Origin of the sequence: Amycolatopsis arida (assembly GCF_900115565.1) — a bacterium.
Classification (GTDB): Bacteria; Actinomycetota; Actinomycetes; order Mycobacteriales; family Pseudonocardiaceae; genus Yuhushiella; species Yuhushiella arida.
In genome coordinates, this window is sequence record NZ_FOWW01000008.1 from 279299 (window position 1) to 304701 (window position 25403).

Consider the following 25403-nt stretch of genomic DNA (forward strand, 5'->3'; position numbering starts at 1 on the left):
GCGCTACGGCGGGCTGCCCGGGGTCAACTCGGGTTCGGCGATCTCGAAGTACTCCGGTCGTCCCGCCGTACCGGCCAGCTTGAAGTACCGCACGTGCCGCCGGCCACGCAGTTCCAGCGTGTCGCGCACGGCGTCGTTGTGCACCCGCCGGGCGATGACCACCCTGTGCTCGGCGTCCGTCAGCTCCGCGGCCAACACGGGTGGCAACGCGGAACGATCCACCTCGGCGAGCAGCCGGGTGAGCTCGTTCTCGGCCAGCTCCCGCTCCGCCCTCGGCGCCGCCTCCGCCCGCTCGGCCGCCACCCGCAGCCGCTCCACCAGCGCCCCGTCGAGCGACGCCCCGGACACCCCGCCCGCGATGGTCCTGGCCACCACCGCCCTGCGGGCCAGCGCGGCGTCCAGCGCCGCCCACCCGGCATCGGTCCGCACGTGCAACCGGTCCAACCGGTTCGCCGTCGCCACCAACCACAGGCCACCGAGCACCACGAGCGCCGCGACCAGCGCCAGCACCACCAGCAGCGTGTTCACCGCTCGGCGCCCTCCCGCTCGGCGGGCACCGCGCTCACCCGCCGCGGATCCGCGGCGATCGCCGCCTCGTACACCCGCACCACCTGGCTGGCCACGGTAGCCCAGTCGTAGATCGCCACCCGCTCCCGACCCGCCTCGGCCAGCCGCGCCCTCCGGGCGTCGTCGGCCAGCAGGTCGGCCAGCGCGCCGGCCAGCGCGGCCGCGTCACCGGTCGGCGTCAGCACCCCGGCCCTGCCGTCGTCGAGCACCCGACGGAACGAGTCGAGCCCGCTGGCCACCACCGGTGTCCCCGCGGCCATCGCCTCGGTCAGGATCATCCCGAAGCTCTCCCCGCCGGTATTCGGCGCGCAGTACACGTCCACGCTCCGCAACGCACTGGCCTTGGTCTCGTCGTCCACCTGCCCGAGCAGGTCGATCCGCCGCGCCAACTCCGGCCCCGCCTGGCGCAGCAGGGCGTCACCCTCACCCCGACCGACCACGAGCAGCCGCAGGCCCGGCCAGTCGGGCAGCATCCGGCGCAACGCGTCGAGCAGCACGGCCATCCCCTTGCGCGGCTCGGTGAACCGGCCGACGAACCCGACCGTGCCGCCCTCCCGGGGATACCCGGGCAACGGGGTGGCCCGCGCGAAGAACGGCACGTCCACCCCGTTCGGGATCTCCACCGCGTCACCGCCGAGATGCTCCACCTGCACCCGCCGGGCCAGCGCGGACACCGCGATCCGCGCGGTGACCTTCTCCAGCAGCGGCCGCAACACCGGTTGGAACGCCGACAGCGTCCGCGACCGGGGCGTCGAGGTGTGGAACGTCGCGACGATCGGCCCCTCGGCGATCTTCAGCGCGAGCAGCGACAGGCTCGGCGCCACCGGCTCGTGCAGGTGGAGCACGTCGAAGTCGTTGTCCCGCAGCCACCGCCGCACCCGCGCGTAGGACACCGGCCCGAACTGCAGCCGGGCCACCGATCCGTTGTACGGGATCGCCAGCGCACGCCCCGCCGGGTGCACGAACGCGGGCAGCGCGACGTCGTCGTCGGCGGGGGCCAGCACGGACACCTCGTGCCCCCGGGCGAGCAGCGCCTTCGCCAGGTCGACCACGTGCCCCTGCACCCCGCCCGGCACGTCGAACGAGTACGGGCAGACGATCCCGACCCTGATCCCCCCACCCGGCACGGCTACCCCGTTCCCCGCAACAGGGCGCGCTGCTCGCTCGGCAGGTCGGACAGCCAGAACTTCTGCACCATGTGCCAATCCGCGGGGTGCGTGGCGATGTCACCGGCGAGGACGTCGGCCAGCGCCTGCGTCGCCGCCCGCACCTCCTCCCTCGCGTTCACCCTGATCCTCGGGTGGATCCGAATGCCCCAACCGTCGTCGGTGAACCAGCTGCCCACCGGGAGCAGCGCGGCACCGGTGCTCGCCGCCAGCCGCGCCGGACCCGCCGGCATCCTGGTCTCCTCGCCGAAGAACGTGACCGGCAGCCCGGACGCCGTCAAATCGCGGTCGCTCACCAGGCACACCACCTTGTTCTCGCGCAACCGTCGGATCAGCGTGCGGAACGCGACGGCGCCGCCGTCGGCGGGCAGGATCTCGAAGCCGAGCGACTCCCGGAACGCCACGAACCGCTGGTAGAGCGACTCCGGTCGCAGCCGTTCCACCACCGTGGTGAAGGTTCCCAGATGGTTCACCAGCCACACCCCTGCGGCGTCCCAGTTCCCGGAGTGCGGCAGCGCGAGCACCGCGCCGTTGCCCTCGGCCAGCGCGGCGTTGAGGTTCTCGACCCCGGTGATGCCCTGGTCGACGCCCCGCACCACGGCCTGCCGGTCCATCGCCGGCAGCCGGAACATCTCCTGCCAGTACCGGGCGTAGGACCGCAGCGCGCGGCGGGTCAGCTCGTCCAGCTCGGTCCGGCCGGCCTGTGGCACCACCCTGGCGAGGTTGCGCCGCAGTTGCCGCACAGCGGCGCCCTCCCGCCGCGCCAGCATGTCGGCGCCCAGTGCGAACACGCCGTCGGCGAGCCCGGCCGGCAGGATCCGGGCCAGCCGCCAGCCGGCGGCGTAGCCGAGCGCGGTGAACCGCTGACCCATCCCGCTCACGGCCCGGCCTCCCTTGCCGACCTGGCCAGCGCCAGCACCCGCTGCGCCAGCGTGACCGCCGACAACACCGCGAGCAGCCACAGCGACACCTCCACCGCGTGCGGCACGCCGAACCCCTGCAGCCCGGTGCCGACCAGCGCGATGATCAGCCGTTCGGCCCGCTCCACCAGACCGCCGTCGGCGCTCAACCCGGACGCCTCGGCGCGCGCCTTGATGTAGGAGATGACCTGGGCGAGCACCAGGCAGACCAGCGCCGCGGCGGCCGCCCTGCCGTTGCCGGCGACCGCGAACGCCCACCACGCGATGGCGGCGAACAGCGCGCCGTCGGCGAGCCGGTCGCACGTCGAGTCCAGCACCGCGCCGAACCGGGTTCCGTGACCGCGGGCCCTGGCCATCGCCCCGTCGAGCAGGTCCAGCATCGCGAAGCCCCACACGGTGAACGTGCCGGTGAGCAGCCACCCGGCCGGGAAGAACACCAGCGCGCAGGCCATCGCACCGGCGGTGCCGAGCACCGTCATCCCGTTCGGGGTGAGCCCGGCACGCACCAGCGCCGTCCCGATCGGATCGGTCACGCGGGAGACGGAGGGGCGCGCGAAGATGTTGAGCATCAGATTCGTCCGGTGCACCTGCTACGTGGGCGGATGGGCGAGGAGAGCCTATCGAGCCCGCCCCGCCGTCCCGGCGCCGACGCGCAGGTTAGAACCGGGTGGCGTCGCCCTCGTCGCGCTCGGCGGCCTCGCGCGCCTTCGCGCACTGCGGCTCCAGCCCGTTCCGGATCACCGCGCTGATCTCGCCGAGTGCGCTCACCTGCTCCGGTGTCAGCACGTCGAACAGGCTCGACCGCACGGCCTCGACGTGCCCCGGCGCGGCCTCGGCGAGCGCGGTCATCCCCTGCGGGGTGAGCTCAGCGAACGACCCGCGCTTGTCCGTCGGACAGGAGCGCCGGCGCACCCAGCCGTTGGCCTCCATCCGGGCGACGGCGTGGGAGAGCCGGCTGCGTGACGAGTGGCACCTCTCGGCCAGCTCGCTCATCCGCAGTGTTCGGTCGGGTGCCTCGGACAGCACGACCAGCACTTCGTAGTAGGTCAGCGGCATCCCGGAGTCACGCTGGAGCTGGCCCTCCAGGTGCGCGAGGAGCATGCCGGTCGCGGCGTTGAAGGTGCGCCACACCCGTTGCTCGTGCTCGGAGAGCCATCGCGTTCCCGCCATGTGGTCCATCCTACCCGTGGTTGAGCGCTCAACCATGTTCGGCTACGTTCTGATTGAGAGCTCAATCAGACGGCTCCCCGAGATGACCGGAACACCAGACCCCAGGAGAACGACATGACCACAGCAACCACCCAGATCCCCGGTTACCTGGCCGGTACGTGGGACATCGACCCCGTGCACTCGGACGTGAGCTTCACGGTCCGCCACCTCGGCGTCTCGAAGGTCCGCGGGAGCTTCGGCGAGTTCTCCGGCGAGATCACCACCGCCGAGAGCATCACCGACTCCACGGTGATCGCCACCATCCAGGCCGCGGGCATCGACACCAACAACGAGCAGCGTGACGGGCACGTGCGCAGCGCCGACTTCCTCGACGTCGAGCGGTTCCCGACGCTGACCTTCCGCTCCACCGGCATCCGTGTTGACGGCGAGGACTACCTGATCGACGGCGAGCTGACCGTGCGCGGCGTGACCAGGCCGGTCACCCTCACCACCGAGCTCGGCGGCTTCGGCGACGGCATGACCGAGGGCAGCAAGGTGCTCGGCGTGTCGGCCAGCACCGAGATCAGCCGCTCGGACTTCGGCGTCGGCGCCAGCATCCCGACCGCCGTGGTCAGCGACAAGATCAGGATCGAGCTGAACATCGAGGCGTCCCTGCGGTCCTGACCCCGGACCGCCCGGTCACCGCCCCGGCCAGGCCTCCGCGAGCAGCGAGCGGGTCTGACCCAGCAGTTGCGGCAGCACCTTGGTGTGGCCGACCACCGGCATGAAGTTGGCGTCGCCGCCCCACCTCGGCACCACGTGCTGGTGCAGGTGGGCGGCGATGCCGGCGCCGGCGATCACACCCTGGTTCATACCGATGTTGAACCCGTGGGCGGCCGACACCGATCGAATCACCCGCATCGCCGTCTGGGTGAACTCGGCCAGCTCCACCAACTCGTCCCGGGTCAGCTCGGTGTAGTCGGCGACGTGCCGGTACGGCACCACCATCAGGTGACCCGGGTTGTACGGGTAGAGATTGAGCACCGCGTACACCGTGCCCCCGCGAGCGAGGATCAGCGCCTCGGCGTCGTCCATGTCGACCAGCCGGCAGAACGGGCAGCCCTGCGGCTGGTCGCCCTCCGGCTTGTTCTCCCCCTGGATGTAGGCGAGCCGGTGCGGGGTCCACAGCCGCTGCAGCGCGTCCGGGAACCCGACCCCGTCCTGGCCGACCAGCTCCGGCCCGTGCTCAGCGGCCAACCAGGGCCTCCACCGCGTCGGCGGTGGGCGAGGCGTTCTCCCTGCGGACGATCCACTCGGCGATCGCCTCCACCGCGGTCGCCACCGGCACCCCGTTGACCTGGCTGCCGTCCCGGAACCGGAACGACACCGCGCCGGCCTCGACGTCCTTGCCGCCGGCGAGCAGCAGGAACGGCACCTTCTCCGTGGTGTGCGTGCGGATCTTCTTCTGCATCCGGTCGTCGCCGGTGTCCACCTCGGCCCGGATCCCCTTGGCGCGCAACGCCTTCTCCACCCCGCGCAAGTGCTCGACGTGCTCGTCGGCGATCGGGATGCCGACCACCTGCACCGGCGACAGCCACGCGGGGAACGCGCCGGCGTAGTGCTCGGTGAGCACACCGAAGAACCGCTCGATCGAGCCGAACAGCGCGCGGTGGATCACCACCGGGGTCTGCCGGGAGCCGTCCGGCGCCGTGTACTCCAACTCGAACCGCTTCGGATGGTTGAAGTCCAGCTGGATGGTGGACATCTGCCAGGTGCGGCCGATCGCGTCGCGGGCCTGCACGGAGATCTTCGGCCCGTAGTACGCCGCGCCACCAGGGTCGGGGACCAGCTCGAGACCGGACTCCTCGGCGGCCTGCCGCAGGGTCTCGGTGGCCTCCGCCCATTCGGCGGCCGAGCCGATGAACTTGTCCGAGTCACCGCGGGTGGACAGCTCCAGGTAGAAGTCGGAGAGGCCGTAGTCGGCCAGCAGGTCCAGCACGAAGCGCAGCAGCGAGCGCAGCTCGCCGGGCATCTGCTCCTTCGTGCAGTAGATGTGCGAGTCGTCCATGGTCAGCCCGCGCACCCGGGTCAGGCCGTGCACCACACCGGACTTCTCGTACCGGTACACCGTGCCGAACTCGAACAGCCGCAACGGCAGCTCCCGGTACGACCGCCCGCGCGACCGGAAGATCAGGTGGTGCATCGGGCAGTTCATCGCCTTGAGGTAGTAGTCCTCGCCCTCGAACGGGATCGGCGGGAACATCGTGTCCGCGTAGTACGGCAGATGCCCTGAGGTGAGGAACAACCCGCTCTTGGTGATGTGCGGGGTGAAGACGAACTCGTAGCCGGACTCCTCGTGCCGCCGGCGCGAGTAGTTCTCCAGCTCGCGCCGGATGATGCCGCCCTTCGGGTGGAACACCGGCAGCCCCGAGCCGATCTCCTCGGGGAAGGAGAACAGGTCCAGCTCGGCGCCGATCCGCCGGTGGTCGCGGCGCTCGGCCTCGGCGAGCATCTCCAGGTAGGCGTCCTGCGCCTCGGGCGACTCCCACGCGGTGCCGTAGACGCGCTGCAGCTGCGGGTTCTTCTCGTCGCCCCGCCAGTACGCCGCGGCGACCCTGGTCAGCTTGAACGCGGGGATGTGCTTGGTGGTCGGCACGTGCGGGCCGCGGCACAGGTCGGCCCACACCCGCTCGCCGGTGCGCGGGTCGAGGTTGTCGTAGATGGTCAGCTCGCCCCCGCCGACCTCCATCACCTCGCTGGTGTCCACCGAGTCCACGGTGTCCGACTCGGACTTGAGGTCGACCAGCTCGAGCTTGAACGGCTCGCCGGCCAGCTCCTCCCTGGCGGCCTCCACCGAGTCCACCACCCTGCGGGAGAACCGCTGCGCGCCCTTGATGATCTGCTTCATCCGCTTCTCCAGCGCCTGCAGGTCCTCCGGGGTGAAGGCGCGGTCGACGGCGAAGTCGTAGTAGAAGCCGTCCTTGATCGGCGGGCCGATGCCGAGCTTGGCCGCGGGGAACAGGTCCTGCACGGCCTGGGCGAGGACGTGCGCGGCGGAGTGCCGGATGACGGCCCTGCCGTTCTCGGAGTTCGCCGCGACCGGCTCGACCTCGGTGTCGGCCTCCGGCGCCCAGGCGAGGTCACGCAGCGCACCCCCGGCGTCGCGAACCACGACGATCGCGTCGGGCCCCTTGCCGGACAGCCCCGCATCCCGCACCGCCGTGCCCGCCGTGGTGCCCGCCGGTACCACCACGCGGGGCGCGGGTGCGGCTACGGCGGCGGGTGGCTGGGACACGATGGGCTCCTTCGGAAGGGTTCTGGCGGGGCAGTGGGCTCTCGGGGGTCTTGCCGGAACTGCTGTGTCGATGCTAGCGGGGCGGTCGGCCGGCTCGTATGGGCCCGCAGCCGCCACACCGAGTACAGCCCACCGGCCGCCATCAGCCACGGCACCGCGGCCAGCGGCGCGCCGAGGGCGAGCGCCGCGGCGGCCAGCGCCACCCCGAGCAGCGAGTCGGCGGCCCTGGCGGTGAACACCGCACGGGTCAGCCGGGCCGCGACGGCCAAGGCGACGTAGGGCAGCCCGGCTGACCAGACCACGAGGTAGGCCACCCAGCCGAGCACCAGCCACGAACCGGCCGGCTCCCCGGTCAGCAGCCGACCCAGCGGCGCGGCGAGCAACGCGAGCAGCCCGCCACCGGCGGCGGTGCCCGCGGTGAGCAGCAGGGCGGCCCTGCTCGCCCGGTCCGGCCTGGTCCGCCCGGAGCGGGCCCGCGCGGCGAACGCGGAGAGCAGGAAGGTGCCCACGCCGTTGACCACCACCTGCAGCGGGGCCACCACCAGCCGGCCGGCCTCCAGTACGCCCACCGCCGCCAGCGACACCAGGTTCGCGACCAGCGCCCTGGCGGCCAGCAGCGCGGCCGGGCGCAGGGCCGCCTGCAGGGCCCGCCACCCGGCGAAGGACACCACCCGCGGCAGGGCGGCCAGCCGTGGCCGCGGAACCCGCAGCTCGGCCCTGGGCAACTGCAGGACACCGACGCCGACCGCGGTCACCGCGCCCACGGCCATCGCGGCGAACAGGAGCGGCAGGCTCACCGCTCCGGCCCACGCCCACCCCGCGCCGAGGGCGAGCGCGGTGCCGACCAGGTAGGCCACGTCGTTGCCGACCAACCGCCAGAACCAGCGCCGCGCCACGAGCAACCGGCGGACCGTCTCCTCGACCAGCCACAGCACCAGCATCGCCGGGTAGAGCAGCGCGACGGCCGGGTCGCCGGAGCCGATCACCAGCGCGGCGCCGATCCCCACCGCCCCGGCCAGCAGCAGGCCCGCGCCCGCGCTCGCGGCCAGCCCGGCCCGGACGTCCGGGTCGTGCCGGTCGAGCACCACCAGGCCGTCGCCGACGAAGCCGGTGTGCAACGCGCTCGCACTCACCAGCAACGCCAGGAACAGCGCGAACGCGCCGAACTCCGGCAGCTCGAGGGTGTGCGCGGCGACCACCTGCAGCAGCAGGCTGGTGCCCGCGGTGATCGCCTGGCTGAGCACCGGGGGGCCGACCCTGGCCAGCAGCCGACCCGGCCGGTCCGCCTCCGCCTCCGCCTCCGCCTCCGGAGTGCTCATCGGCGGCTACCGCGCCCTGCGCAACGGGGCCAGCGGTGTCGGCAGGTCCCGCCGCGGGGTCTCGCTGCGCGGGGGGACGAACGTGAACAGGTACCCGATGATCGCGCCGCCGAGCAGCCGCACCTGGTCGCGCAGCCGGTGCACCACCCGGGTCTCCCGGTCCCGCCGGACGACCACGACCACGCCGTCGGACTCGCGGACCAGCGGCGTCACCTCGGGGGCGATCGCCGGCGGCGGCGAGTCGACGAGCACGAGGTCGTAGCCGGCCCGCATCGCGGCGACCGCGGCGCGCAGCAGGCTGGATCGGAAGTGGTCGAGGGTGGCCTCCTCGTACTGGCCGGCCGGGATCACCCACAGCGGTACCTGGTCGCCGAGGTCGATCACTCGGACGCAGTCCTCCAGCCGGGCGGCGCCGACCGCGATCGAGGTCAGGCCCTGCCGGTCGTAGCGCAACCCGAGCAGGTCGGACAGCCCGTGCGAGCGGACCGCCGCGTCCACCACCAGCACCCGCGAGCCGCCGCGGGCCGCGGTGGTGGCCATCTGCAGGGTCGCGGTCGTGGCACCGTCGCCCCGCCCGGGGGTGGTCACCACGACGACGCCGCGGTCGACCGCCGTGCGCAGGCTGGCGGCGGCGAACTGGTACGGCCACAGCGGCGGGCTGCCCACCTCGCGCAGCGCGGCCAGCTCCGGCGGGACCAGCGTCTCCACCTCGGCCAGCACCGGTTCCTCCACCACGCCGGCGAGGTCGTCGACGTCGCGCACCCTGCGGTCGCGGTCGGCCCGCAGCCACGCCAGCGCCGCGGCGGCGAGCAGGCCGAGCGCCAGCCCCAGCACCGCGTTCCGCGCGCCCGCGCCGCCGGCCGCAGGGTCGGGGACGGCCCTGTCGACGAACGACACCCCGTCACCGAACTGCTCGGCGGCGGCGCGGACCTGGGTCACCTGCTTGTCCAGCTCGCTCAGCGACTGCCCGGCGGCGGAGTAGTTCGGCTCGACCGACCGGGAGGCCTCCGGGACGTCCGGGATCGAGGCGAGGATCGCCGCACGGCGGGCGGCGAGCGTGTCCACCAGCTTCTGCGCGGCGGCCCGCACGTCCGCGCGGGACTCGTCCTGGTAGGCGCCGACGACCGCCTCGGCCAGCGCGGCCGACGCGGCGTAGTCGTCGGCGGTGACCCGCACGACGATCGAGTCGCCGTTGGCCGACGCCTCCGCGGTCACCTGCTCGCGCAGCTCGGACACCGGCGGGTCGCCGACCTTCGCCGCCGCGGCGGTGAGCACCCGATCCGACCCGGCGAACAGCGCCCGCTGGTTCACGTACCGGACGAAGGCGGACTCGCTCGGCGCCTCCACGCCGACCAGGCCGGCCCGGTCCGGTGCCTTGAGCACGATCCGTGCCTGCGCGGTGGCCCGGTCCGCGGTCAGCAGGGAGACCGCCACGCTCAGCACGACGACGCCCAGCACCACCGCCAGCGAGCTCCACCGGTACCGCCAGAGCGAGTCGAGCACCTTCGGTGCCGGTTGGTCGTGCATGGGAAGGGCATTCCGATCGTTCCACCGAGCGTGAAGTGGGCCCAATGTAGCAGGAAGAACGCATCGGACGCGGTCGCCAATGGGCTGGTCGGGATCGTCCGGAATGCGCTTTCGCACAATCGGAGGTGGGTTATCTCACGTCACGGCACCACGGGTAACCCGAACAGCCCAATGTCGTTCGGTGTAACCGAATTGCAGCCGAACGGAGGGGGTCGAGCCTGCTACATTCGCCGGCACCACTCCCCCACCCCACCCATCCGGAAGCGTGCCAATGATCGTGCTTTCGCACCGGGACGCGTCCGGGCCGTCCACGCCATGAGCGGGCCCGAGAGCTCGGGCTTCGCCGCGGCGTTGGCCCGGCTGCCGTCCGTGCAGAAGAGCGCCCGTGGGGCGCCGGCCTACTCGCGCTTCGTCAACCGCAGGGCCGGCGGCATCCTCGCCGCGGGGGCCTACCATCTCGGACTCTCCCCGAATGTCGTCACCGCGGTCAGCGCGGTGTGCACGTTCGCCGGCGTCGCCACGATCGCGCTGGTCGAGCCGGCACCCCTGGTCGGGCTGCTGGTGTGCGCCGCGCTGGTGCTCGGCTACGCGTTGGACTCCGCCGACGGCCAGCTCGCCCGGCTGCGCGGCGGCGGGAGCCCGGCCGGGGAGTGGCTCGACCACGTCGTCGACGCCGCGAAGCTGTCCGCGCTGCACCTGGCCGTGCTGGTCGCCGGCTACCGCTTCTTCGACCTTCCCGCCGGACACCTCCTGGTGCCGATCGGCTTCACCGTGGTCGCGGCCGTGCTGTTCTTCGGCATGACCCTCAACGACCAGCTGCGCCGGGTGCACGGGGCGCGGAGGGCGGAGTCGGCCCGGCCGTCGGTTGTGCGGTCGTTGCTGGTGGTGCCGACCGACTACGGCGTGCTCTGCCTGGCGTTCCTCCTGTACGGCTTCCGGGACGTGTTCGCGGTGACCTACGGGCTGCTGTTCCTGGCCAATCTGGCCTTCCTGCTGATGGCGCTGCCGAAGTGGTTCACCGACATGGCCGGGCTCGCCCCCGCCGGCGGCGGGAACGACGGGACGGGCCGGACGTGACAGTGCTCGGCTACGCCCCCGGCGCGTTCGACATGTTCCACATCGGACACCTGAACATTCTGCGCAGGGCCCGGCTCGAGTGCGACCACCTCATCGCCGGTGTGGCGACCGACGAGGTGGTGCACCAGGCGAAGGGCAAGCGACCGATCATCCCGTTCGCCGAGCGGCTGGAGATCGTTCGCAGCGTGCGGCACGTCGACGAAGCGGTACCCGATCCGCACGTCGACAAGCTGGACTCGTGGCGGGAGCTGCGCTTCGACGTACTGTTCAAGGGGGACGACTGGCGCGGCACCGAGCGCGGGAACCGGCTGGAGGCGGAGCTCGGCGCGGTCGGCGCGCGCGTCGTCTACTTTCCCTATACGCTCTCCACGTCCAGCAGCGCTTTGCGCAGGTTGATGTCGATCCCGTCCTGAGGGGCGTGCCATGGCCGCTCGCGCCGCCCGTCCCGGCGTGTTGGCGCTCGCCGTCCTCGTCGCCGTCGCCACCGCCGTCACCGCCGCCGCGAGTCGCCCGGCACCCGAGACGTCGCGGCCGGACGCCGTCGAGGCACCTCCGGCTCTCGCCTACCCGGTGCCCGCGGGCGCGGTGTTCGTCGCGGAAGGCGGGGACGACGCGGCGGCCGGGACGGAGGCCGCGCCACTGGGCAGCCTCGCGGCGGCCGTGCGCCGGGTGCCGGCCGGCGGCACGATCGTGGTCCGCGGCGGCACCTACCGCCAGACCGTCGGCGACGTGACCAAGCGGATCACCGTGCAGCCGTACCCGGGCGAGCGGGTGTGGTTCAAGGGCAGCGTGGTGGTGGACCGCTGGGCCAGGGACGGCCGGGTGTGGCGGCACGCCGGGTGGACGGTGCGGCTGTGCCACACCTGCTTCGTACCGGCGATCATCGACCCGGCGCACCCGTGGGCGGGGCTGCCGGACATGGTGTTCGTCGACGACCGGCCGCTGCGCCAGGTCGGCACCGCCGAGGCGGTGGGCGCGGGCGCGTTCTTCGTGGACCGGGAGCGGCAGGAGCTGGTGATCGGCGACGACCCCGACGGAGCGGTGGTGGAGGCCGCCGCGCTCGACCGGCTGCTGCAGTTCGACGGTGGCGCGGGGGGCAGCGTGGTGCGCGGCATCGGGGTGGCGCACTACGCGACGAACCAGAACTACGGCAAGCGCGGCGCGATGATCGTGGTGAACGCGCCCGACGTGACCGTCGAGAACGTGACGTTCGCGTGGTCGGCGTCGAGCGGCCTCGGTGTGTTCCAGCCGGGGGCACGGGTGCGCGGGAGCGTGTTCCGGAACAACGGGCTGGTCGGGATGGTCGCCAACCGCGCGGACGACCTGCGGGTCACCGGCAGCTCCTTCACCGGCAACAACCAGGAGCGGTTCGCGCTGACCGGGGAGGCGATCGGCGCGGCGGGGGCCAAGGTCACCCGGACGAAACGGCCGCACTTCGCCGGCAACACCTTCGCGGACAACATCGGCACCGGGTGGTGGTGCGACCTCGGCTGCACCGACGCGGTGGTGGTGCGCAACGTCGCGGCGCGCAACGCCGGCAACGGGCTGTACTACGAGGTGTCGGCGCGGGCGCTGATCGCGTCGAACGTGCTGGCCGGCAACGCCCGCGGGGTGAAGGTCTCCAGCTCCGACCACGTGCGGCTGCACCACAACACGTTCGCCGGCAATCGGCTGAGCCTCGGGCTGTACAACGACCCGCGCGCGCCGGAGTTCGACGCCTACGCCGTCGAGCGGGGGCTGTCCTGGCACACCATGGACACCGCGCTGGTGAACAACTTCTTCGCGCAGGAGGACGCGGACACGCCGGTGATCGAGTCGGCCGACCACAAGGCGGCGCCCCGGCCCGAGCCGTTCGTCGCGGTGGCCGACGGCAACGCCTACCTGCGCCCCTCCGGCCCCGCTCCGCTGGTGGTGTGGGCGCACGGGGGTGGTCGAACGGCGGCGTACCCGACACTCGCCGCGCTCACCGCGGCGACCGGCGCGGATCGGCACGGTCTCGAGGCCGTGCCGACCGGGAGCCCGTTCACCGACCCGGCCGGTGCGAGCGGTGACAGGTATGGGAGCTACGCGCTGCGCCCGGACGCGCCGGGGTTCCGCGCCGGCCGCCCGCTGCCCGCCGAGGTGGCCGCCGCGCTCGGCGTGCCCGCCGACCCGCACCCCTCCATCGGCATCCTGCCCTGACGGGGCGCCGCCGTCTCCCCCACCACCCGAAAGGAGACGCACGCGTGACTGTGCTTGTCCGACGCTAGCCGATGCTGGCCTGGGGCGAGCCGATGCGTTCGCCGTCGGCGTCGACGGCGCGGATCCAGTACGTGCCGGAGTCGACCTCGCGGTCCACGTAGCTCAGTTGCGGCAGCTCCCACGGCCGGGACCGCGCCTCCACCGCGTGCAGCGGCGTCGACCGGCCCACCCGCATCACCTCGTAGCGGATCTCCGAGTTCTGCCCGTCCCAGGTGGTGGTCCAGCGGATCACCGGGCTGCCGGTCGTGCCGTTCTCCCGGCTCAGGGTGGGCGCCCGGAACGGCGTCTGCGGTCCCTTGTTCACCGCACCGGGCACACCTCGCACGGCGAACCGCACCAGCCCCTGCTGCGGGCGGCCGTTGACCGTGGTGAACTCGCCGCCGACCACGACGTATCGCCCGTCCGCGTCCACCGCCCACGGACCGTTCTTGAAGTGGCTGTCCGCCGGCCCGCTGTTGGTGCCGGGGAACCACGGCAGGAACTCCGGGATCGGGTCGCCGGCGCGCACGTGGTTGACGGTCGCCGGGGCGGTGCGCACCGCGGCGGCCGTCTCGGCGGTGAGCCGGTAGTAGTCGATCGGCCCGTTCTCCGGCGCCGCGCCGATCGCGGAGCAGTCGTGGGTGTGCGAGGCCGCGTACACCACCCCGCCGGCCACGGCCACCGACTGGGTGTCGCCATAGCAGCCGTCCCACCACCTGGGCGTGCCGTCGGCGATGGCGATCGCCGCGCGGCCCTCGAACCGCGGGCCACCACCGGCGGTGTGGTACGCACCGAAGTAGGCGGTGCCCTCGCCGTCGGTGGCGATGTCGGTGACCACCTCGCGCCCTTCGGGCACCCGCGCCTGCCACGGCACGTTCGCCCCGCCGGTGGCGTCCACCGCCATCATCGCGCTGCGGGCCTCACCGTTGACCGTGCGGAACGCCCCACCGAGCAGCACCCGCCCGTGCTCCGGCGCGGCCAGCACGGCGAACACCTCACCGTCGGCGGTCGGCGCCCACGGCCGGAGCGTGCCGTCCCGACCCACCGCGGCCAGCCGGCCGCGGGCGACACCGTCGACCGACCGGAAGCCCCCGCCGAGGTACACCGTGTCCGCGGTGACCGAGATGCCCCGCACCCGCCCGGCCACCCGCGGCCGGAACCCGGTGTCCAGCACGCCGGTGACCGCGTCGAACGCCGCGATCCGCGACCGCCACTGGCCGTCGATCTTGTCGAAGTCTCCGCCGACGTAGATGGTGCGCCGATCCGGTGCGGCCTCGATCCGGAACACCGTGTCGCACACGTACTGCTGTGTGCCGACCTGCCGGCAGAACGGTCCGGGGTCGGTGGCCGAGGTGAACACGCTGCCGCTCACCGCCGGCGCCCACGGCAGCAGCTCGCCGGTGCGCACGTCGAACGCCATGAGGTTGGTCCTCGGCACCTCGCCGGGCCCGCCGGGCGCCGCCCCGGCCGGCCGGGCCCTGGTGAACCGGCCGCCGGCGTAGACGACGTCGCCGACGATGGCGACGGTGAACACGATCCCGTCGGTCTGCGGGGTGGGCATCGCTCCCGCGGTCACGGTCGGGGGCAACGCCGGCTCGGCGGCCCGCGCGGGCGCGGCCGGGTGCGCGGCCAGCGCGGCGGTGGTCGCCGTCGCCGCCACCACGGCGATCATCGCTCGCCGTCGGCGCTGTCGGCGCTGTCGGGCAGGGGGCATGACACGTCCTTCTCGGCTCGGTGGGGACGGAGCGGGCGGCAGGGACATCTCAGTGGACGCGGTAGACACAGTAGACACACGTTGATTCGGTAGACACAGTGGACTCAGTGGTGGAGGCGATCACCGTCCCTGCGGTCGGCGGGCCGGCGGCACAGGCGGGCCGCGAGCGCGGCGTACTTGCCGGCCACCCCGTCCCATTCGTACCGGTGCAGCGACGCGACCTGCGCCCGCCCGCGGGCCAGCGTCGCCTCCGGCCGGGCCTCCGCGTCGTCGAGCAACGCCGCCAGCTCGCCGGCATTGCGGAAGAAGCGGCCGTACTCCCCCAGCACCTCGCGGTTGAACGACACGTCGTAGGCGGAGGTCGCGGTCGCGGCGCCCATCGCCCGCAGCAGCGACGGGTTGGTCCCGCCGACGGAGTGCCCGTGCACGTAGGTCAGCGCGTGCGCGTAGAGCTGGTCCAGCAGCTCCTGGTCCCACACCGGGCCGAGCAGCCGCACCCCGGGCCGGGCGGCGGCCAGCCGGCGGACCCTGTCGGTGTAGTCGTCGGAGTAGGGCGCGGACCCGACCACCACCAGCGGGAGCGTCGCGGCGCTGCGCGCGTAGCCGGCCACCGCCAGATCGACGTGGTTCTCCGGCTCGAACCGGGCCACCACCAGGTGGTAGCGCGCCGGTCGCAGGTCCAGCTCGGCGAGCCGGCCGGCGCCGATCTCGCCGAGCACCGGCGCGCCGTAGGGGATGTAGTCGGCGCACACCCCGAAGCGGTCGGCGTAGTAGTCGGCGATGCCGAGCGCGTCGGCGACGAGCGCGTCCGACCAGCGCACGGCGAGCGCCTCGGCGGCGCGGTAGTAGCGCCGGCCGAGCCCGCTCCACTTGGCCCGCCGCCACTCCAGCCCGTCGACGTGGGTGGCCACCGGCACGCCACGGCGACGCAGCACCGGCAGCAGGGGCGCGTTGGCGGCGTTGAACACGAACGCGACGTCGGGGCGGTCGGCGACCGCGTGGTGCACCGAGAGCGCGGTGTGGCTCAACGTCTCCAGGGTCTTGCGGCGCAGCGCGGGCAGGTGCACCAGGCGCATGCCGAGGTGCCGCTCGGGCCGGTCGGCCGCGGCCCCGGCCGTGCGGCAGTACACCGTCACCTCGTGGCCGCGGGCGACCAGGCGCCGGCCGACCTCCTCGACGCAGGTCTCGAACCCGCCGTAGCGGGCGGGGACACCGCGCGTGCCGATCATCGAGATGCGCATCGCCCACCGATCGAGGTCCGGGGTGTGTCCGGTCTCCTTGGTAATGTGAGCACGCCTCGTTTTCGTTACACCGCTTCGTCGCACCGCGCAGGGTCGGCCCCTGCGGTGAGGACCCGATGACTCCGTCCACGGCACCGCTGCCCGCCGGCCGTTCCCTCCGCGGCGTCCGGGCCGCGGCCGGCCAGTGGTGGCCCGCCGCGGCGGTGCTCACCCTGGTCGTCGCCAGTGAGTACAAGTGGCGGCTGCGGCCGAACGACCAGGCCGTCGCCGGTGAGCCCGACCCGTTCGTGCTGCTGGAGATCGGCCTCTACGCGCTGGTCGCGGTCCTGCTCTTCCTCCGGTTCCGGCCGGGCAGCCGGCTCCGCCGTGCCGAGCTCCCGGTCACCTACCTGGCCTACGCCTATGCCGTGGTGCTCGCCGGGTCGGCGCTGTACGCGCCCTACCCGGAGTTGGCGCTGGTCCGCGGCGCGCAGGTGCTGGTCCTGCTGGCGCTGAGCCGGTCGATCGCCCGGCACGCCGACGACGCCGCGCTGCACCGGGTCGCGCACGCCTACGCGGTGCTGATGGCCGGGTCGGTGGTGTTCGGGGTGCTCGTCCCGTTCCCCCGGCTGCCGACCCAGCCGGACCGGTTCACCTGGCTGTACGTGCACCCGGTGCAGGCCGGCTCGATGCTGGCGGTGGCGGTGGTGCTGCTCACCGCCTACGCCCTCACCGGCGGTTTGGCGCGCACCGGGCCGCGGTGGCCGCCGCCGGCGTACTGGGCCCTGCTGGCGGTCTGCGCCGGTGGGCTGGTGGCGACGAAGACCCGCGGGGCCGTCGCCGGGGCCGTGGTGGGCGTGCTGGTGGTCCTGTGGACCCGCTGGCGCGGGCGGCGCCGGGTGGAGGCGGCGCTGGTCTCCACGACGGTGCTGGTCGTGGCCGTGCTGGGCGCGGGCCGGTGGATCGAGGCGTACTTCGCCCGCGGCGAGTCGGCCGAGCGGCTGGCCACCCTCAACTCGCGGACCGACCTGTGGGAGTACGCGATCGAGCTGTTCGCGCGGCAGCCGCTGTACGGCTACGGGCTCACCGCCTCCCGCGGGCTGTTCCTCGAGCGCATCGGCCTCGGCGGCGGGCACAACGCGCTGGTCAACCTGCTGGTCGACACCGGAACCGTCGGGGCGCTGGTGTGGCTGGCGCTGCTCGCCGCGCTGCTGGTCACCGCGCTGCGGCTGGCCAGGACCCGGCCGGCGCTGCGAGTCGAGCGGATGGTCGTGCTGTCCGTGCTGCTGGCGATGCTGGCCAACTCGGTGTTCACCGAGGGGATGGGAGCGCCGGCGACGGCGCTGTGCACCTGGCTGTTCGTGCTGCTGGCCTGGGTCGCCGTCGCGCACCGGACGGGGTCACCGTGAGCGAGCTCGCGAGCGAACCAGTGACCATCGCGGGCGGGCGGAGCGTGCTGCTCGCGCACGGCTCGGCCGAGCTGTACGGCTCCGACCGGATGGTCGTGGAGTCGGTGGCCGCGATGGTCGACGCCGGCTGGCGGGTCGTGGTGACCGTTCCCGGCGAGGGGCCGCTGCTGCCCGCGGTCCGCGCGGCCGGCGCGCGGGTGGCACGCTGCCCGGTGCCGGTGCTGCGCAAGGCGGCGCTGCGGCCGGCCGGGCTGGCCCGGCTGGCGCTCGACGCGGCCCGCGCGGTGCGCCCGATGCTGCGGCTGCTGCGGGCCGAGCGGCCCGACCTGATCTACGTCAACACCGTCACGGTGCCGCTGTGGTTGCCGCTGGCCCGGGCGCGCCGGGTGCCGGTGCTGGCCCACGTGCACGAGGCCGAGGAGGCCGTCCCCGCCGTGGTGCGGGTCGGGCTCGCCGCTCCCCTGCTGGCCGCCGGCCGGGTGCTGGTGAACAGCGCGGCGACCGAGGCAACACTGGCCCGGGCGCTGCCCCCGCTGCGCGGCCGGGTCCGCCGGATCGACAACGGCGTCGCCGGACCGGCGCGACCGCTCGGCCCCGCGGCCACGCCCCGCGAGCCCGCCAGGGTGCTGCTGGTCGGCCGGCTGTCGCCGCGCAAGGGCGTCGACGTCGCCGTCGACGCGGTGGCCCTGCTCCGCCGGGCCGGCCGGAACGTCCGGCTCGACGTGCTCGGCTCGGTCTTCCCCGGGTACGAGTGGTACGAGCGGGCGGTGCGCGACCGGATCACCGCGGCCGGGCTCGCCGACGCGGTGCGGCTGCGCGGCTTCTCCGCCGACGTCTGGCCGGCCTACGCCGACGCCGACCTCGCCGTCGTGCCGTCCAGGGTCGAGCCGTTCGGCAACACCGCGGTGGAGGCCCAGTTGGCCGGCGTGCCGGTGGTGGTGAGCGACGCGCAGGGGCTGCCGGAGACGGTCGGGCACGGGCGGCACGGCCTGGTGGTGGCCGCCGGCGACCCCGCGGCGCTGGCCGGGGGCATCGCCGCGGTGCTCGACGACTGGCCGGTGGCCCGGGAGCGGGCGCTGGCGGCCCGCGCGGCCGCCGCCGAGCGGTTCGCGCCCCGGCGGTACCGGCAGCGGGTCGCCGCGGCGGTGGAGGAGCTCGCGGGTTCCCGGCCGGCGCCTCAGTAGGCCCCGTGGCCGGTGAGCACGGCGCGCAGGGTCTTCCACAGGATCACCAGGTCCAGGGCGAGCGACCAGTCCTCGACGTAGCGCAGGTCGAGCCGCACGCTCTCCGACCAGCTGAGGTCGCTGCGCCCGCTGACCTGCCACAGCCCGGTGAGCCCCGGCTTCACCAGCAGCCGGCGGCGGGCGTCGGGCGGGTACGCGGCGGTTTCCTCCGGCAGCGGCGGGCGCGGTCCGACCAGCGACATCCGGCCGGCCAGGACGTTGACCAGCTGCGGCAGCTCGTCCAGCGAGTACCGACGCAGCACCTGGCCGACCCGGGTGACCCGGGGGTCCCTGCGCATCTTGAACAGCGGGCCGGTGGCCTCGTTGTCCTGGCGCAGCCGCGGCCGCAGCCGGTCGGCGCCGACGACCATCGTGCGGAACTTGAGCAGGGTGAACTCCCGGCCGTCCCGGCCGACCCGCCGCTGCCGGTAGAGCGAGGGGCCGCCGTCGCCGAGCCGGATCGCGGCGGCGATCACCAGCAGCAGGGGCGCCAGCAGCGCCAGCAGCATCGCCGCCCCGACCCGGTCGGCCACCTCCTTGATCACCCGCCGGCCGCCGGTGAGCCGCGGGGCGGCGACCCGCAGCAGCGGCATCCCGAGCACGGCGGACACGTGCAGCCGGGGGCCGGCGACCTCCATCAGGACGGGCGCCACGACCATCTCGGCCGGCGTGCCCTCCAGGTCCCACGCCAGCCGCCGCAACCGGTCCGGGCTCCAGTACGGGTCGGCCGTCACCGCCACCACTCGGTAGCCGCCGCGGCGGACGTGGTCGGCGAGCTGGTCGAGGGTGCCGACCACCGGCACGCCAGCCACCGCGCCACGGGCCAGCGCCGCGGGTGCGGAGGTGCACACCGCCTCGACTCGCCACCCGACGTGCGACTCCTGCCGGGTGCGCTCGATTAGGTCGCGCAGCGTCGTCGGGTCGCCGGCGGCCAGCACCGGGAGCAGGCACCGGCCGCGCCGGCGGGCCCGGTGCAGCAGCCGGCGGAGCAGGTACCGCTGCGGGAACAGCACGGCCGCGAGGGCCGGGAGCACCACGAACACGCAGGGCCGCACGGCGAGCACCCCCGCCAGCAGCCCGATGAACGCGACCAGCACGGCGGCGCCGACCAGCCCGCGACCGAGCCGGTGGAACTCCTCGGGACCCGCGCCGAGCGGACCCTGGTGCCACGCCCTGGCGAGCGGCAGCGCGGCCAGCACGGCCAGTGCCGTGCCGGTGGCGAGCCAGAGCGGCGGCACCCGCTGGTCCGACGTACCGGGCAGCAGTGCGGCCGCGATCCCGGTCACCGTGATGGTGGCCACGACGTCGGTGACGACCACCACGGCCCGGTAGCGGCGTTCCCACGCCGTGAACGGCAGGGTGGGCGGCCACTTCTCGGGAGCTCCGGGCGCCGAGGGCGTGACCGAGAACACCGCCACCAGCGGGGGCGGGCGTGGTGGCTCCGGCGGGGTCGTTGCCGAAGTGGGGTCGGAGCGGCTCGGAGACGGGTCGGAGCGGGCGGCGGGCGGTGACGGTCGACGGGGGTCGGCCATGCCGGGGCCCTCCTGTGCCAGGCGCAGGGTGAGTGGCGACACAACGGTGCGTGACACTGCCGTGTGACGCTTGTCGTGGTATCGACCACTCTGACCTGCACGTTACCCGGCAAACCTGCGATAGAATTACACCGAACGCATGAAAAAGCCGACCAGAGGCCCCGATCTTCGTTACCCTCTGTGATAGAGCCAGGTGGGCTCTCCCGTCGGCCGGGGCAACGTCACCCGGCTCGCCGGGGACATCCCGGAGAGAACTGAAAAAGAAAGGGCCCGGCGTGCGCCGGGCCCGACCATGGAGTGGTGCGTGGGCGATACTGGGATCGAACCAGTGACCTCTTCGGTGTGAACGAAGCGCTCTCCCGCTGAGCTAATCGCCCCCTCGCGGTACGGACAGAACAGTACCGCACGCCTTCGGGGGCCCGACATTCGGGTGGTTCCTCGGCGCGCACGCACCGCGCACCAGCGGGCACGGAGCGAACAACCGTGTGCTAGTCGGGGCTGTCCCGGCGGGAGTACGCGGCGAGGGGACGGAGGTCACGTGCGGCATTCGCGCGACGGTGCTATCGCGCCAGCGCCGAACCGAGCAGTATGTACGCGTGAACGATCATCGGGATCGCCCGCGCAGGGTGGCGCCAGTGGAGAGGTCGGGACGGGTGGTCCGGATGGCCCCGTACGGGTGATCTCCGGCCCAACGGCGAGCGAGTCGGCCCCCGGGGACGTCTCACCGGCGGAGCTCGGTCAGACTGACCGGGAAGGGAGCAGAAGGGTAGGACGATGCGAAACGATCACGTGACGCTCCGGTCGACCGCGGTGTTCGATCTGCTGGCGCCGCGGACGCCGGCGGTCCCGGTGAAGGTGGAGCTGCGGTACGACACGCGCGACCCGTATGCCGTCGTCGCGGCGTTCCGGACCGGCCGGGCCGGCTGGGTGGAGTGGGTGTACGCACGTGACCTGCTCGCCGACGGCCTGCTCGCGGAGGCCGGCGACGGCGACGTGCGGATCCGGCCGTCGGTGGAGGACCCTGAGGCGGTGTTGATCGAGCTCAACTCCCCGTCCGGACACGCCATGTTCGAGGCGTCGGCGCAGGAGCTGGCCGACTTCCTGGACCGGACCTACGACGTCGTGCTGCCCGGCAACGAGCACCTCTGGGTGGACGTCGACGAGGCACTGACCCACCTGATTCCGAACGATCTGACCTGATCACGACGCAGGGACACGCAGTGGCCACCCCCGTGTCATCGCCGGTTGGCGGGTCCGATAGAGTTCCTGGCGTCACCGCGACACCGGGTCGAAGGGCCCGGCGGAGCGTGGAATGCGGACGTAGCGCAGTTGGTAGCGCATCACCTTGCCAAGGTGAGGGTCGCGGGTTCGAGTCCCGTCGTCCGCTCGGCTGCGGCGGCACCCCGCAGTGAAGCCGGCCAGGCGACGGTGTCGCCGACCGGGACCGGCGGAGTGGCCGAGTGGTTCAGGCAAGGGCCTGCAAAGCCCTGTACGCGGGTTCGATTCCCGCCTCCGCCTCGCGCGATTAGCTCAGCGGGAGAGCGCTACCTTGACACGGTAGAGGTCACTGGTTCGATCCCAGTATCGCGCACCACCTGTCTTCCCAGGTCAAACCCCCTTCGGTGATCACCTCCGGAGGGGGTTTCGTCGTCGCTGGGAGCACGGATGGGAGCAGTTGATCTTGTCTTACTGTGTTCACCCCCATCTGTGTTCACCGCGCGACGGCCTAACCAGGCAGACCGTGGACGGCAGCGCGGTCCCGCACTCCCAGCGTGGTCTTGGACCACCACACGTGACACACGGCCGCACAAGTGGTAGCGCGGTGTATTGCTGGTGGTAGGCACGCGGGTCGACGGGGTGTCCGCCGGGTTCGACCTGGAAGTGCAGATGGGGACCGCTGGACTGGCCGCGGTTGCAGCCGCGCTATTCGATGGTGGTGGAGGGGCTGCTGATGCGGGTGCCGTCGGTGTCGATGGCGCGGATGCGGTAGGTGCCGGCGGTGTGCGCGTGGTCGGTGTAGGTGAGGTGGGGGAGGTCCCAGGGTCGGGATGATCGGGTGAGGGTGTGGATGGGTTGGGGGGTGCTTTGGCGGATGATTTCGTAGCGGATGTCGGAGGTTTGGCCGGACCAAGTGGCCTGCCAGGTGATCACGACGTGGCCGTCGGGGTTTCGGGTGAGCTGGGGTGCGCGGAAGGGGAATTGGGGGCCGTAGTTCTTCGCGCCGGGCACGTGGCGGGCGGCGAAGCGGGTGAGGCTTTGCTGGGGTTGGCCGTTGACGGTGGTGAACTCGCCGCCGGCGACGACCCAGTCGGTGGTGGCGTCGATGGCCCAGGGTCCGTGCTGCCAGGCCGAGTCGGGTGGTCCGGCGTTGATGGTGGGGAACCAGGGCAGCACGGTGGGGATCGGGTCGCCCGCTGTCACGTGATTGGCGCTGACGGTCGCTGTGTTGGTGGCGGTGGTGGTTTCGGCGAGTAGCCGGTAGTAGCGCTCGCGGCCGGGTGGGGGGATGGCGGCGTTGCTGGCGGTGCAGTCGTGGGTGTGGGAGGCGCTGTAGAGCACGCCGCCTGCGGTGGCGAGGGCTTGGGTGTCGCCGTAGCAGCCGTCCCACCAGCGTGGCGTGCCAGTGGGGATGTCGATGGCGGCGCGCCCTTCGAACTTGATCGCTTGGCCACCGTGGTCGTAGGCGCCGTAGTAGGCGGTTCCGGTGTCGTCGATGGCGATGTCGGTGACTACTTCCGTCCCGGCTGGGACGGAGGCGTTCCAGGGTGCGTTGGCGCCGGTCGAAGCGTGGACGGCCATCATGGCGTGGTGGGTGGCGCCGTTGACGGTGTCAAAGGAGCCGCCGAGGAGGACCCGGTCGTGTCCGGGGGCGGCGGCCAGGGCGTGCACGTCGCCGTCCACGGTTGGTGCCCAGTCGGTGACTGTGCCGGTGGTGGCGAGCGCGGCCAGCCGTTGGCGGGGTGTGGTGTTGACGCGGGTGAACGCGCCGCCGAGGTAGACGGTGTCGTCGGTGACGGCGATCCCGCGCACTCGGCCGGCGACGGTCGGGGTGAAGTCAGTGTCGAGTTGACCGGTGGTGGTGTCGAAGCGAGCGAGGCGGGAGTGCCACTGGTCGTTGATTTTGGCGAAGTCGCCGCCGACGTAGAGGTGACGGCCGTCGGGGGAGGTTTCGAGTCGGAAGACGGTGTCGCAGGTCCATTCGCCGGACTCGAGTTGGCGGCAGGTGTTGCCCGGGCGGTTGGGCAGGGTGTCCGGGTTGCTCACCCGCGGTGCCCACGGCAGCAGGTCGCCGGTGGTGACGTCGAAGGCCAGCAGGTTGGTGCGGGCCACCTCACCCGGCCCTCCAGGGGCGACGCCCGCGGGGCGGGCCTTCTGGAACCGGCCACCGGCGTAGGCGGTGTCGCCGACGATGACGACCGAGAACACGATCCCGTCGGTCTGCGGCGTCGGCAGCCCGCCTGCGGTGACCGGCACCGGCAGCGGCTCGGCTGGTGAGGCGTGCCCGGTCGGAACTGCGACGCCAGAGATCACAGCACCGGCCAGGGCAACAGCGAATACGCGTCTCCATGCCAAATTTCGAAACATGATCTCCCCCTGGAAGGAATGGCTGCACACGACGACACGACACAAGCGCCGGTCATGGTCCGTGCTGATGGCGAAGACTCCCACTTTAGCCGCAACGGTAAGGTCACTTGACCGTCGTGCGCAACCCCGGGATCCCGCCACACCATGCCGAATCTAGCTAGTTCGACACCGCTAGACAAGTGGGCTAAACCGTGCAGCGTTCCAGCTCAACCGAAAGGTAAGGTATGGGAGAGACTGAATCGGTGGGCTGCGCGGTGGTGCTCCGTCCGGGCAGTGGTTGATGGTGAATGTTTGCGGGGGTTGGGCCGTTGGGGTGATTGTCTCTCCGTCGTTGTGTCGCGGATTTCGGTTTGCCCCTAGTGTCCCGGGTGTCGCCCAGGGGGTTATCGGGATCTCTGTCGGGGTGGGCGTAACGGGGAGGAATGTTGGTCCGAATGAGATACAGACCTGCGTGGGGCCTGGCACTGCGCGGAATGTCCACCGCGGCGATCGCCGCGATCATCGCCACGGTGCCCGGTGTGGCGGTCCAGCCCGCGGTCGCGGCGGAACCGGAAGGCGGGCTGTCGGTGCCGTCCTCGGCGTGGGCCCCACCGGCCGAGCTGAACCGCACCCCGGCGGGCGGGGCCCCGCCGGGGCGTCCGTGGGGCGGTGAAGCCGGTGTGGCGTCGGTGCCCTGTGACGAGAACGTCGCGACCGGGATCCTGCGGCAGTACCCGTTCGAGCGTTTCCCGGTGTCCGACCGCTCGGAACTGCTGGTCAACACCCATAACGGCAACGTGGTCATTACCGCGCGCGACCTGTCCATCCGGGGCACGGGCCAGAACCTGTCACTGAGCCACGTGTACAACAGCAAGTTGCCTGGCGCCGGTGCGTTCGGCACCGGCTGGTCGCTCAACACCGGCCCGGATCTCGGGCTGACCTTCGATGGTGGGGACGTGGTGTTGCACGGCGAGTCCGGCTACTGCGCCCGCTACAGCGCCACTGACGGGGGCGGCTACACCCCGGCGCCGGGTGTGCCCGCCGAACTCGAACGCCTGGACAACGGCAACTATGAGCTGACGTTCAACGACGACAAGGACGTCTGGATGTTCGACGCGCAGGGCTGGTTGCTGTCCCAGGCCGATCGCAACGACAACGTCAACACCGTGCGCTACACCAGTGCCGGCTTGTTGGCCTCGATCACCGACTCGCAGGGCCGGGTCACCACCGTCGCCTACGACGACGCGGGGCGCATCACGAAGCTGACCGATCCGACCGGCACCACCGCCGGCTCCTATCGGTACAACCAGGCGGGGCAGTTGGCCGAGTACACCGATCGCGATGGTAAGACCACCTACCTGCAATACGACGCCGCGGGCAACCTCACCCTGCTCGAGGACCCCGCCCACAAGCGCACCCGCCTGCTCTACGACGGTTCCGACCGGGTCGTCGAGGTGCGCATCCCGGGTCGGTCGGGCACGTCGAACACCCGCTTCGACTA

At 72.8% G+C, this 25403-nt stretch carries 21 protein-coding genes and 4 tRNA genes; 11 read left to right on the forward strand and 14 right to left on the reverse strand.

Going from position 1 to position 25403, the window contains the following annotated elements; genetic code table 11:
• Positions 1-3: 3 nt before the first annotated feature.
• From BM051_RS22150 to BM051_RS22170, 5 genes are all read right to left on the reverse strand, one after another.
• Positions 4-528, reverse strand: a complete 525-nt coding sequence (locus BM051_RS22150; protein ID WP_092533711.1) for a LemA family protein — start codon at positions 526-528, stop codon at positions 4-6.
• Positions 525-1679, reverse strand: coding sequence for a glycosyltransferase family 4 protein (locus BM051_RS22155; protein WP_092533884.1), 1155 nt, complete (start codon positions 1677-1679; stop codon positions 525-527). The genes BM051_RS22150 and BM051_RS22155 overlap by 4 nt, the downstream gene beginning before the upstream one ends.
• A gap of 17 nt (positions 1680-1696) precedes the next feature.
• Positions 1697-2614, reverse strand: coding sequence for a phosphatidylinositol mannoside acyltransferase (locus tag BM051_RS22160; RefSeq protein ID WP_092533713.1), 918 nt, complete (start codon positions 2612-2614; stop codon positions 1697-1699).
• Entirely contained in the window at positions 2611-3222 is a 612-nt protein-coding gene (pgsA, locus tag BM051_RS22165) for a phosphatidylinositol phosphate synthase (RefSeq protein WP_092533715.1), read from the reverse strand. Before pgsA ends, BM051_RS22160 begins: the two co-directional genes overlap by 4 nt.
• Positions 3223-3310: 88 nt before the next feature.
• On the reverse strand, positions 3311-3823 hold the full coding sequence (locus BM051_RS22170; protein WP_092533887.1) for a MarR family winged helix-turn-helix transcriptional regulator: 513 nt from the start codon (positions 3821-3823) through the stop codon (positions 3311-3313).
• Positions 3824-3937: 114 nt separating this feature from the next.
• Here BM051_RS22170 and BM051_RS22175 point away from each other — a divergent pair, with 114 nt between their 5' ends.
• A complete protein-coding gene (locus BM051_RS22175) occupies positions 3938-4486 on the forward strand; it encodes a YceI family protein (protein ID WP_092533717.1) in 549 nt (182 codons plus the stop codon).
• A 15-nt stretch (positions 4487-4501) separates the two neighbouring features.
• Here BM051_RS22175 and BM051_RS22180 read toward each other — a convergent pair whose 3' ends face one another.
• From BM051_RS22180 to BM051_RS22195, 4 genes are read right to left on the reverse strand one after another with little or no spacing between them, the layout of a single operon-like run.
• Positions 4502-5059, reverse strand: a complete 558-nt coding sequence (locus tag BM051_RS22180) for an HIT family protein (RefSeq protein ID WP_092533720.1) — start codon at positions 5057-5059, stop codon at positions 4502-4504.
• The gene (gene thrS, locus BM051_RS22185) at positions 5049-7097 is read right to left on the reverse strand and encodes a threonine--tRNA ligase (RefSeq protein WP_092533723.1); all 2049 of its coding nucleotides are present in this window, start codon (positions 7095-7097) and stop codon (positions 5049-5051) included. The genes BM051_RS22180 and thrS overlap by 11 nt, the downstream gene beginning before the upstream one ends.
• Entirely contained in the window at positions 7073-8416 is a 1344-nt protein-coding gene (locus BM051_RS22190; protein WP_177216985.1) for an MATE family efflux transporter, read from the reverse strand. Before BM051_RS22190 ends, thrS begins: the two co-directional genes overlap by 25 nt.
• A gap of 6 nt (positions 8417-8422) precedes the next feature.
• Complete coding sequence (locus BM051_RS22195; protein ID WP_177216986.1) at positions 8423-9943, reverse strand: P-loop NTPase family protein; 1521 nt, start codon at positions 9941-9943, stop codon at positions 8423-8425.
• A 315-nt stretch (positions 9944-10258) separates the two neighbouring features.
• On the opposite strand from BM051_RS22195, the gene BM051_RS22200 reads away from it, so the two are divergent.
• The 3 genes from BM051_RS22200 to BM051_RS22210 are packed head-to-tail and all read left to right on the forward strand — an operon-like array spanning position 10259 to position 13201.
• Entirely contained in the window at positions 10259-11020 is a 762-nt protein-coding gene (locus BM051_RS22200) for a CDP-alcohol phosphatidyltransferase family protein (RefSeq protein ID WP_092533726.1), read from the forward strand.
• The gene (locus tag BM051_RS22205; RefSeq protein WP_092533729.1) at positions 11017-11433 is read left to right on the forward strand and encodes an FAD synthase family protein; all 417 of its coding nucleotides are present in this window, start codon (positions 11017-11019) and stop codon (positions 11431-11433) included. Before BM051_RS22200 ends, BM051_RS22205 begins: the two co-directional genes overlap by 4 nt.
• Before the next feature lie 10 nt (positions 11434-11443).
• A complete protein-coding gene (locus tag BM051_RS22210; RefSeq protein ID WP_092533732.1) occupies positions 11444-13201 on the forward strand; it encodes a right-handed parallel beta-helix repeat-containing protein in 1758 nt (585 codons plus the stop codon).
• Between the two features lie 64 nt (positions 13202-13265).
• On the opposite strand, the gene BM051_RS22215 is transcribed toward BM051_RS22210, so the two are convergent.
• Both BM051_RS22215 and BM051_RS22220 read right to left on the reverse strand, forming a co-directional pair.
• Positions 13266-14954 carry a delta-60 repeat domain-containing protein gene (locus BM051_RS22215; RefSeq protein ID WP_092533735.1) on the reverse strand — a complete coding sequence of 563 codons (1689 nt, stop codon included), beginning with the start codon at positions 14952-14954 and terminating at the stop codon, positions 13266-13268.
• 104 nt (positions 14955-15058) lie between these two features.
• Positions 15059-16195: a DUF1972 domain-containing protein gene (locus BM051_RS22220; RefSeq protein ID WP_092533738.1), complete on the reverse strand. Its 1137-nt coding sequence runs from the start codon at positions 16193-16195 to the stop codon at positions 15059-15061.
• 116 nt (positions 16196-16311) lie between these two features.
• Here BM051_RS22220 and BM051_RS22225 point away from each other — a divergent pair, with 116 nt between their 5' ends.
• Both BM051_RS22225 and BM051_RS22230 read left to right on the forward strand, forming a co-directional pair.
• Positions 16312-17583, forward strand: coding sequence for an O-antigen ligase family protein (locus tag BM051_RS22225; protein WP_092533741.1), 1272 nt, complete (start codon positions 16312-16314; stop codon positions 17581-17583).
• Positions 17580-18767 (forward strand): glycosyltransferase family 4 protein, encoded by a 1188-nt coding sequence (locus BM051_RS22230; protein WP_243859701.1) that lies wholly within the window; start codon positions 17580-17582, stop codon positions 18765-18767. The genes BM051_RS22225 and BM051_RS22230 overlap by 4 nt, the downstream gene beginning before the upstream one ends.
• Here the strand turns inward: BM051_RS22230 and BM051_RS22235 are convergent.
• Together BM051_RS22235 and BM051_RS22240 are read right to left on the reverse strand one after the other, a co-directional pair.
• Entirely contained in the window at positions 18761-20338 is a 1578-nt protein-coding gene (locus tag BM051_RS22235; protein ID WP_092533744.1) for a sugar transferase, read from the reverse strand. The genes BM051_RS22230 and BM051_RS22235 overlap by 7 nt on opposite strands.
• A 305-nt stretch (positions 20339-20643) precedes the next feature.
• Positions 20644-20715 (reverse strand) — tRNA-Val (locus BM051_RS22240).
• 397 nt (positions 20716-21112) lie between these two features.
• On the opposite strand from BM051_RS22240, the gene BM051_RS22245 reads away from it, so the two are divergent.
• The 4 genes from BM051_RS22245 to BM051_RS22260 all read left to right on the forward strand — a co-directional run bounded on the left by BM051_RS22245 (position 21113) and on the right by BM051_RS22260 (position 21932).
• Entirely contained in the window at positions 21113-21538 is a 426-nt protein-coding gene (locus BM051_RS22245) for an SsgA family sporulation/cell division regulator (protein ID WP_092533747.1), read from the forward strand.
• A 114-nt stretch (positions 21539-21652) separates the two neighbouring features.
• Positions 21653-21725, forward strand: a tRNA-Gly gene (locus BM051_RS22250).
• Between the two features lie 59 nt (positions 21726-21784).
• Positions 21785-21856, forward strand: a tRNA-Cys gene (locus tag BM051_RS22255).
• A gap of 1 nt (position 21857) precedes the next feature.
• Positions 21858-21932, forward strand: a tRNA-Val gene (locus tag BM051_RS22260).
• A 329-nt stretch (positions 21933-22261) separates the two neighbouring features.
• Here the strand turns inward: BM051_RS22260 and BM051_RS22265 are convergent.
• Positions 22262-24007: a delta-60 repeat domain-containing protein gene (locus BM051_RS22265; protein ID WP_243859703.1), complete on the reverse strand. Its 1746-nt coding sequence runs from the start codon at positions 24005-24007 to the stop codon at positions 22262-22264.
• 389 nt (positions 24008-24396) lie between these two features.
• Here BM051_RS22265 and BM051_RS22270 point away from each other — a divergent pair.
• A partial coding sequence (locus BM051_RS22270; RefSeq protein WP_243859704.1) for an RHS repeat domain-containing protein occupies positions 24397-25403 on the forward strand: 1007 nt, incomplete at its 3' end.

Coding starts and splice junctions, on each gene's coding strand:
- pgsA (WP_092533715.1), bottom strand. CDS start 3,222: ATGCTCAACATCTTCGCGCGCCCCTCCGTCTCCCGCGTGACCGATCCG.
- BM051_RS22170 (WP_092533887.1), bottom strand. CDS start 3,823: ATGGCGGGAACGCGATGGCTCTCCGAGCACGAGCAACGGGTGTGGCGC.
- BM051_RS22175 (WP_092533717.1), top strand. CDS start 3,938: ATGACCACAGCAACCACCCAGATCCCCGGTTACCTGGCCGGTACGTGG.
- BM051_RS22190 (WP_177216985.1), bottom strand. CDS start 8,416: ATGAGCACTCCGGAGGCGGAGGCGGAGGCGGAGGCGGACCGGCCGGGT.
- BM051_RS22195 (WP_177216986.1), bottom strand. CDS start 9,943: ATGCACGACCAACCGGCACCGAAGGTGCTCGACTCGCTCTGGCGGTAC.
- BM051_RS22200 (WP_092533726.1), top strand. CDS start 10,259: ATGAGCGGGCCCGAGAGCTCGGGCTTCGCCGCGGCGTTGGCCCGGCTG.
- BM051_RS22210 (WP_092533732.1), top strand. CDS start 11,444: ATGGCCGCTCGCGCCGCCCGTCCCGGCGTGTTGGCGCTCGCCGTCCTC.
- BM051_RS22215 (WP_092533735.1), bottom strand. CDS start 14,954: ATGCCCCCTGCCCGACAGCGCCGACAGCGCCGACGGCGAGCGATGATC.
- BM051_RS22220 (WP_092533738.1), bottom strand. CDS start 16,195: ATGCGCATCTCGATGATCGGCACGCGCGGTGTCCCCGCCCGCTACGGC.
- BM051_RS22225 (WP_092533741.1), top strand. CDS start 16,312: ATGACTCCGTCCACGGCACCGCTGCCCGCCGGCCGTTCCCTCCGCGGC.
- BM051_RS22235 (WP_092533744.1), bottom strand. CDS start 20,338: ATGGCCGACCCCCGTCGACCGTCACCGCCCGCCGCCCGCTCCGACCCG.
- BM051_RS22245 (WP_092533747.1), top strand. CDS start 21,113: ATGCGAAACGATCACGTGACGCTCCGGTCGACCGCGGTGTTCGATCTG.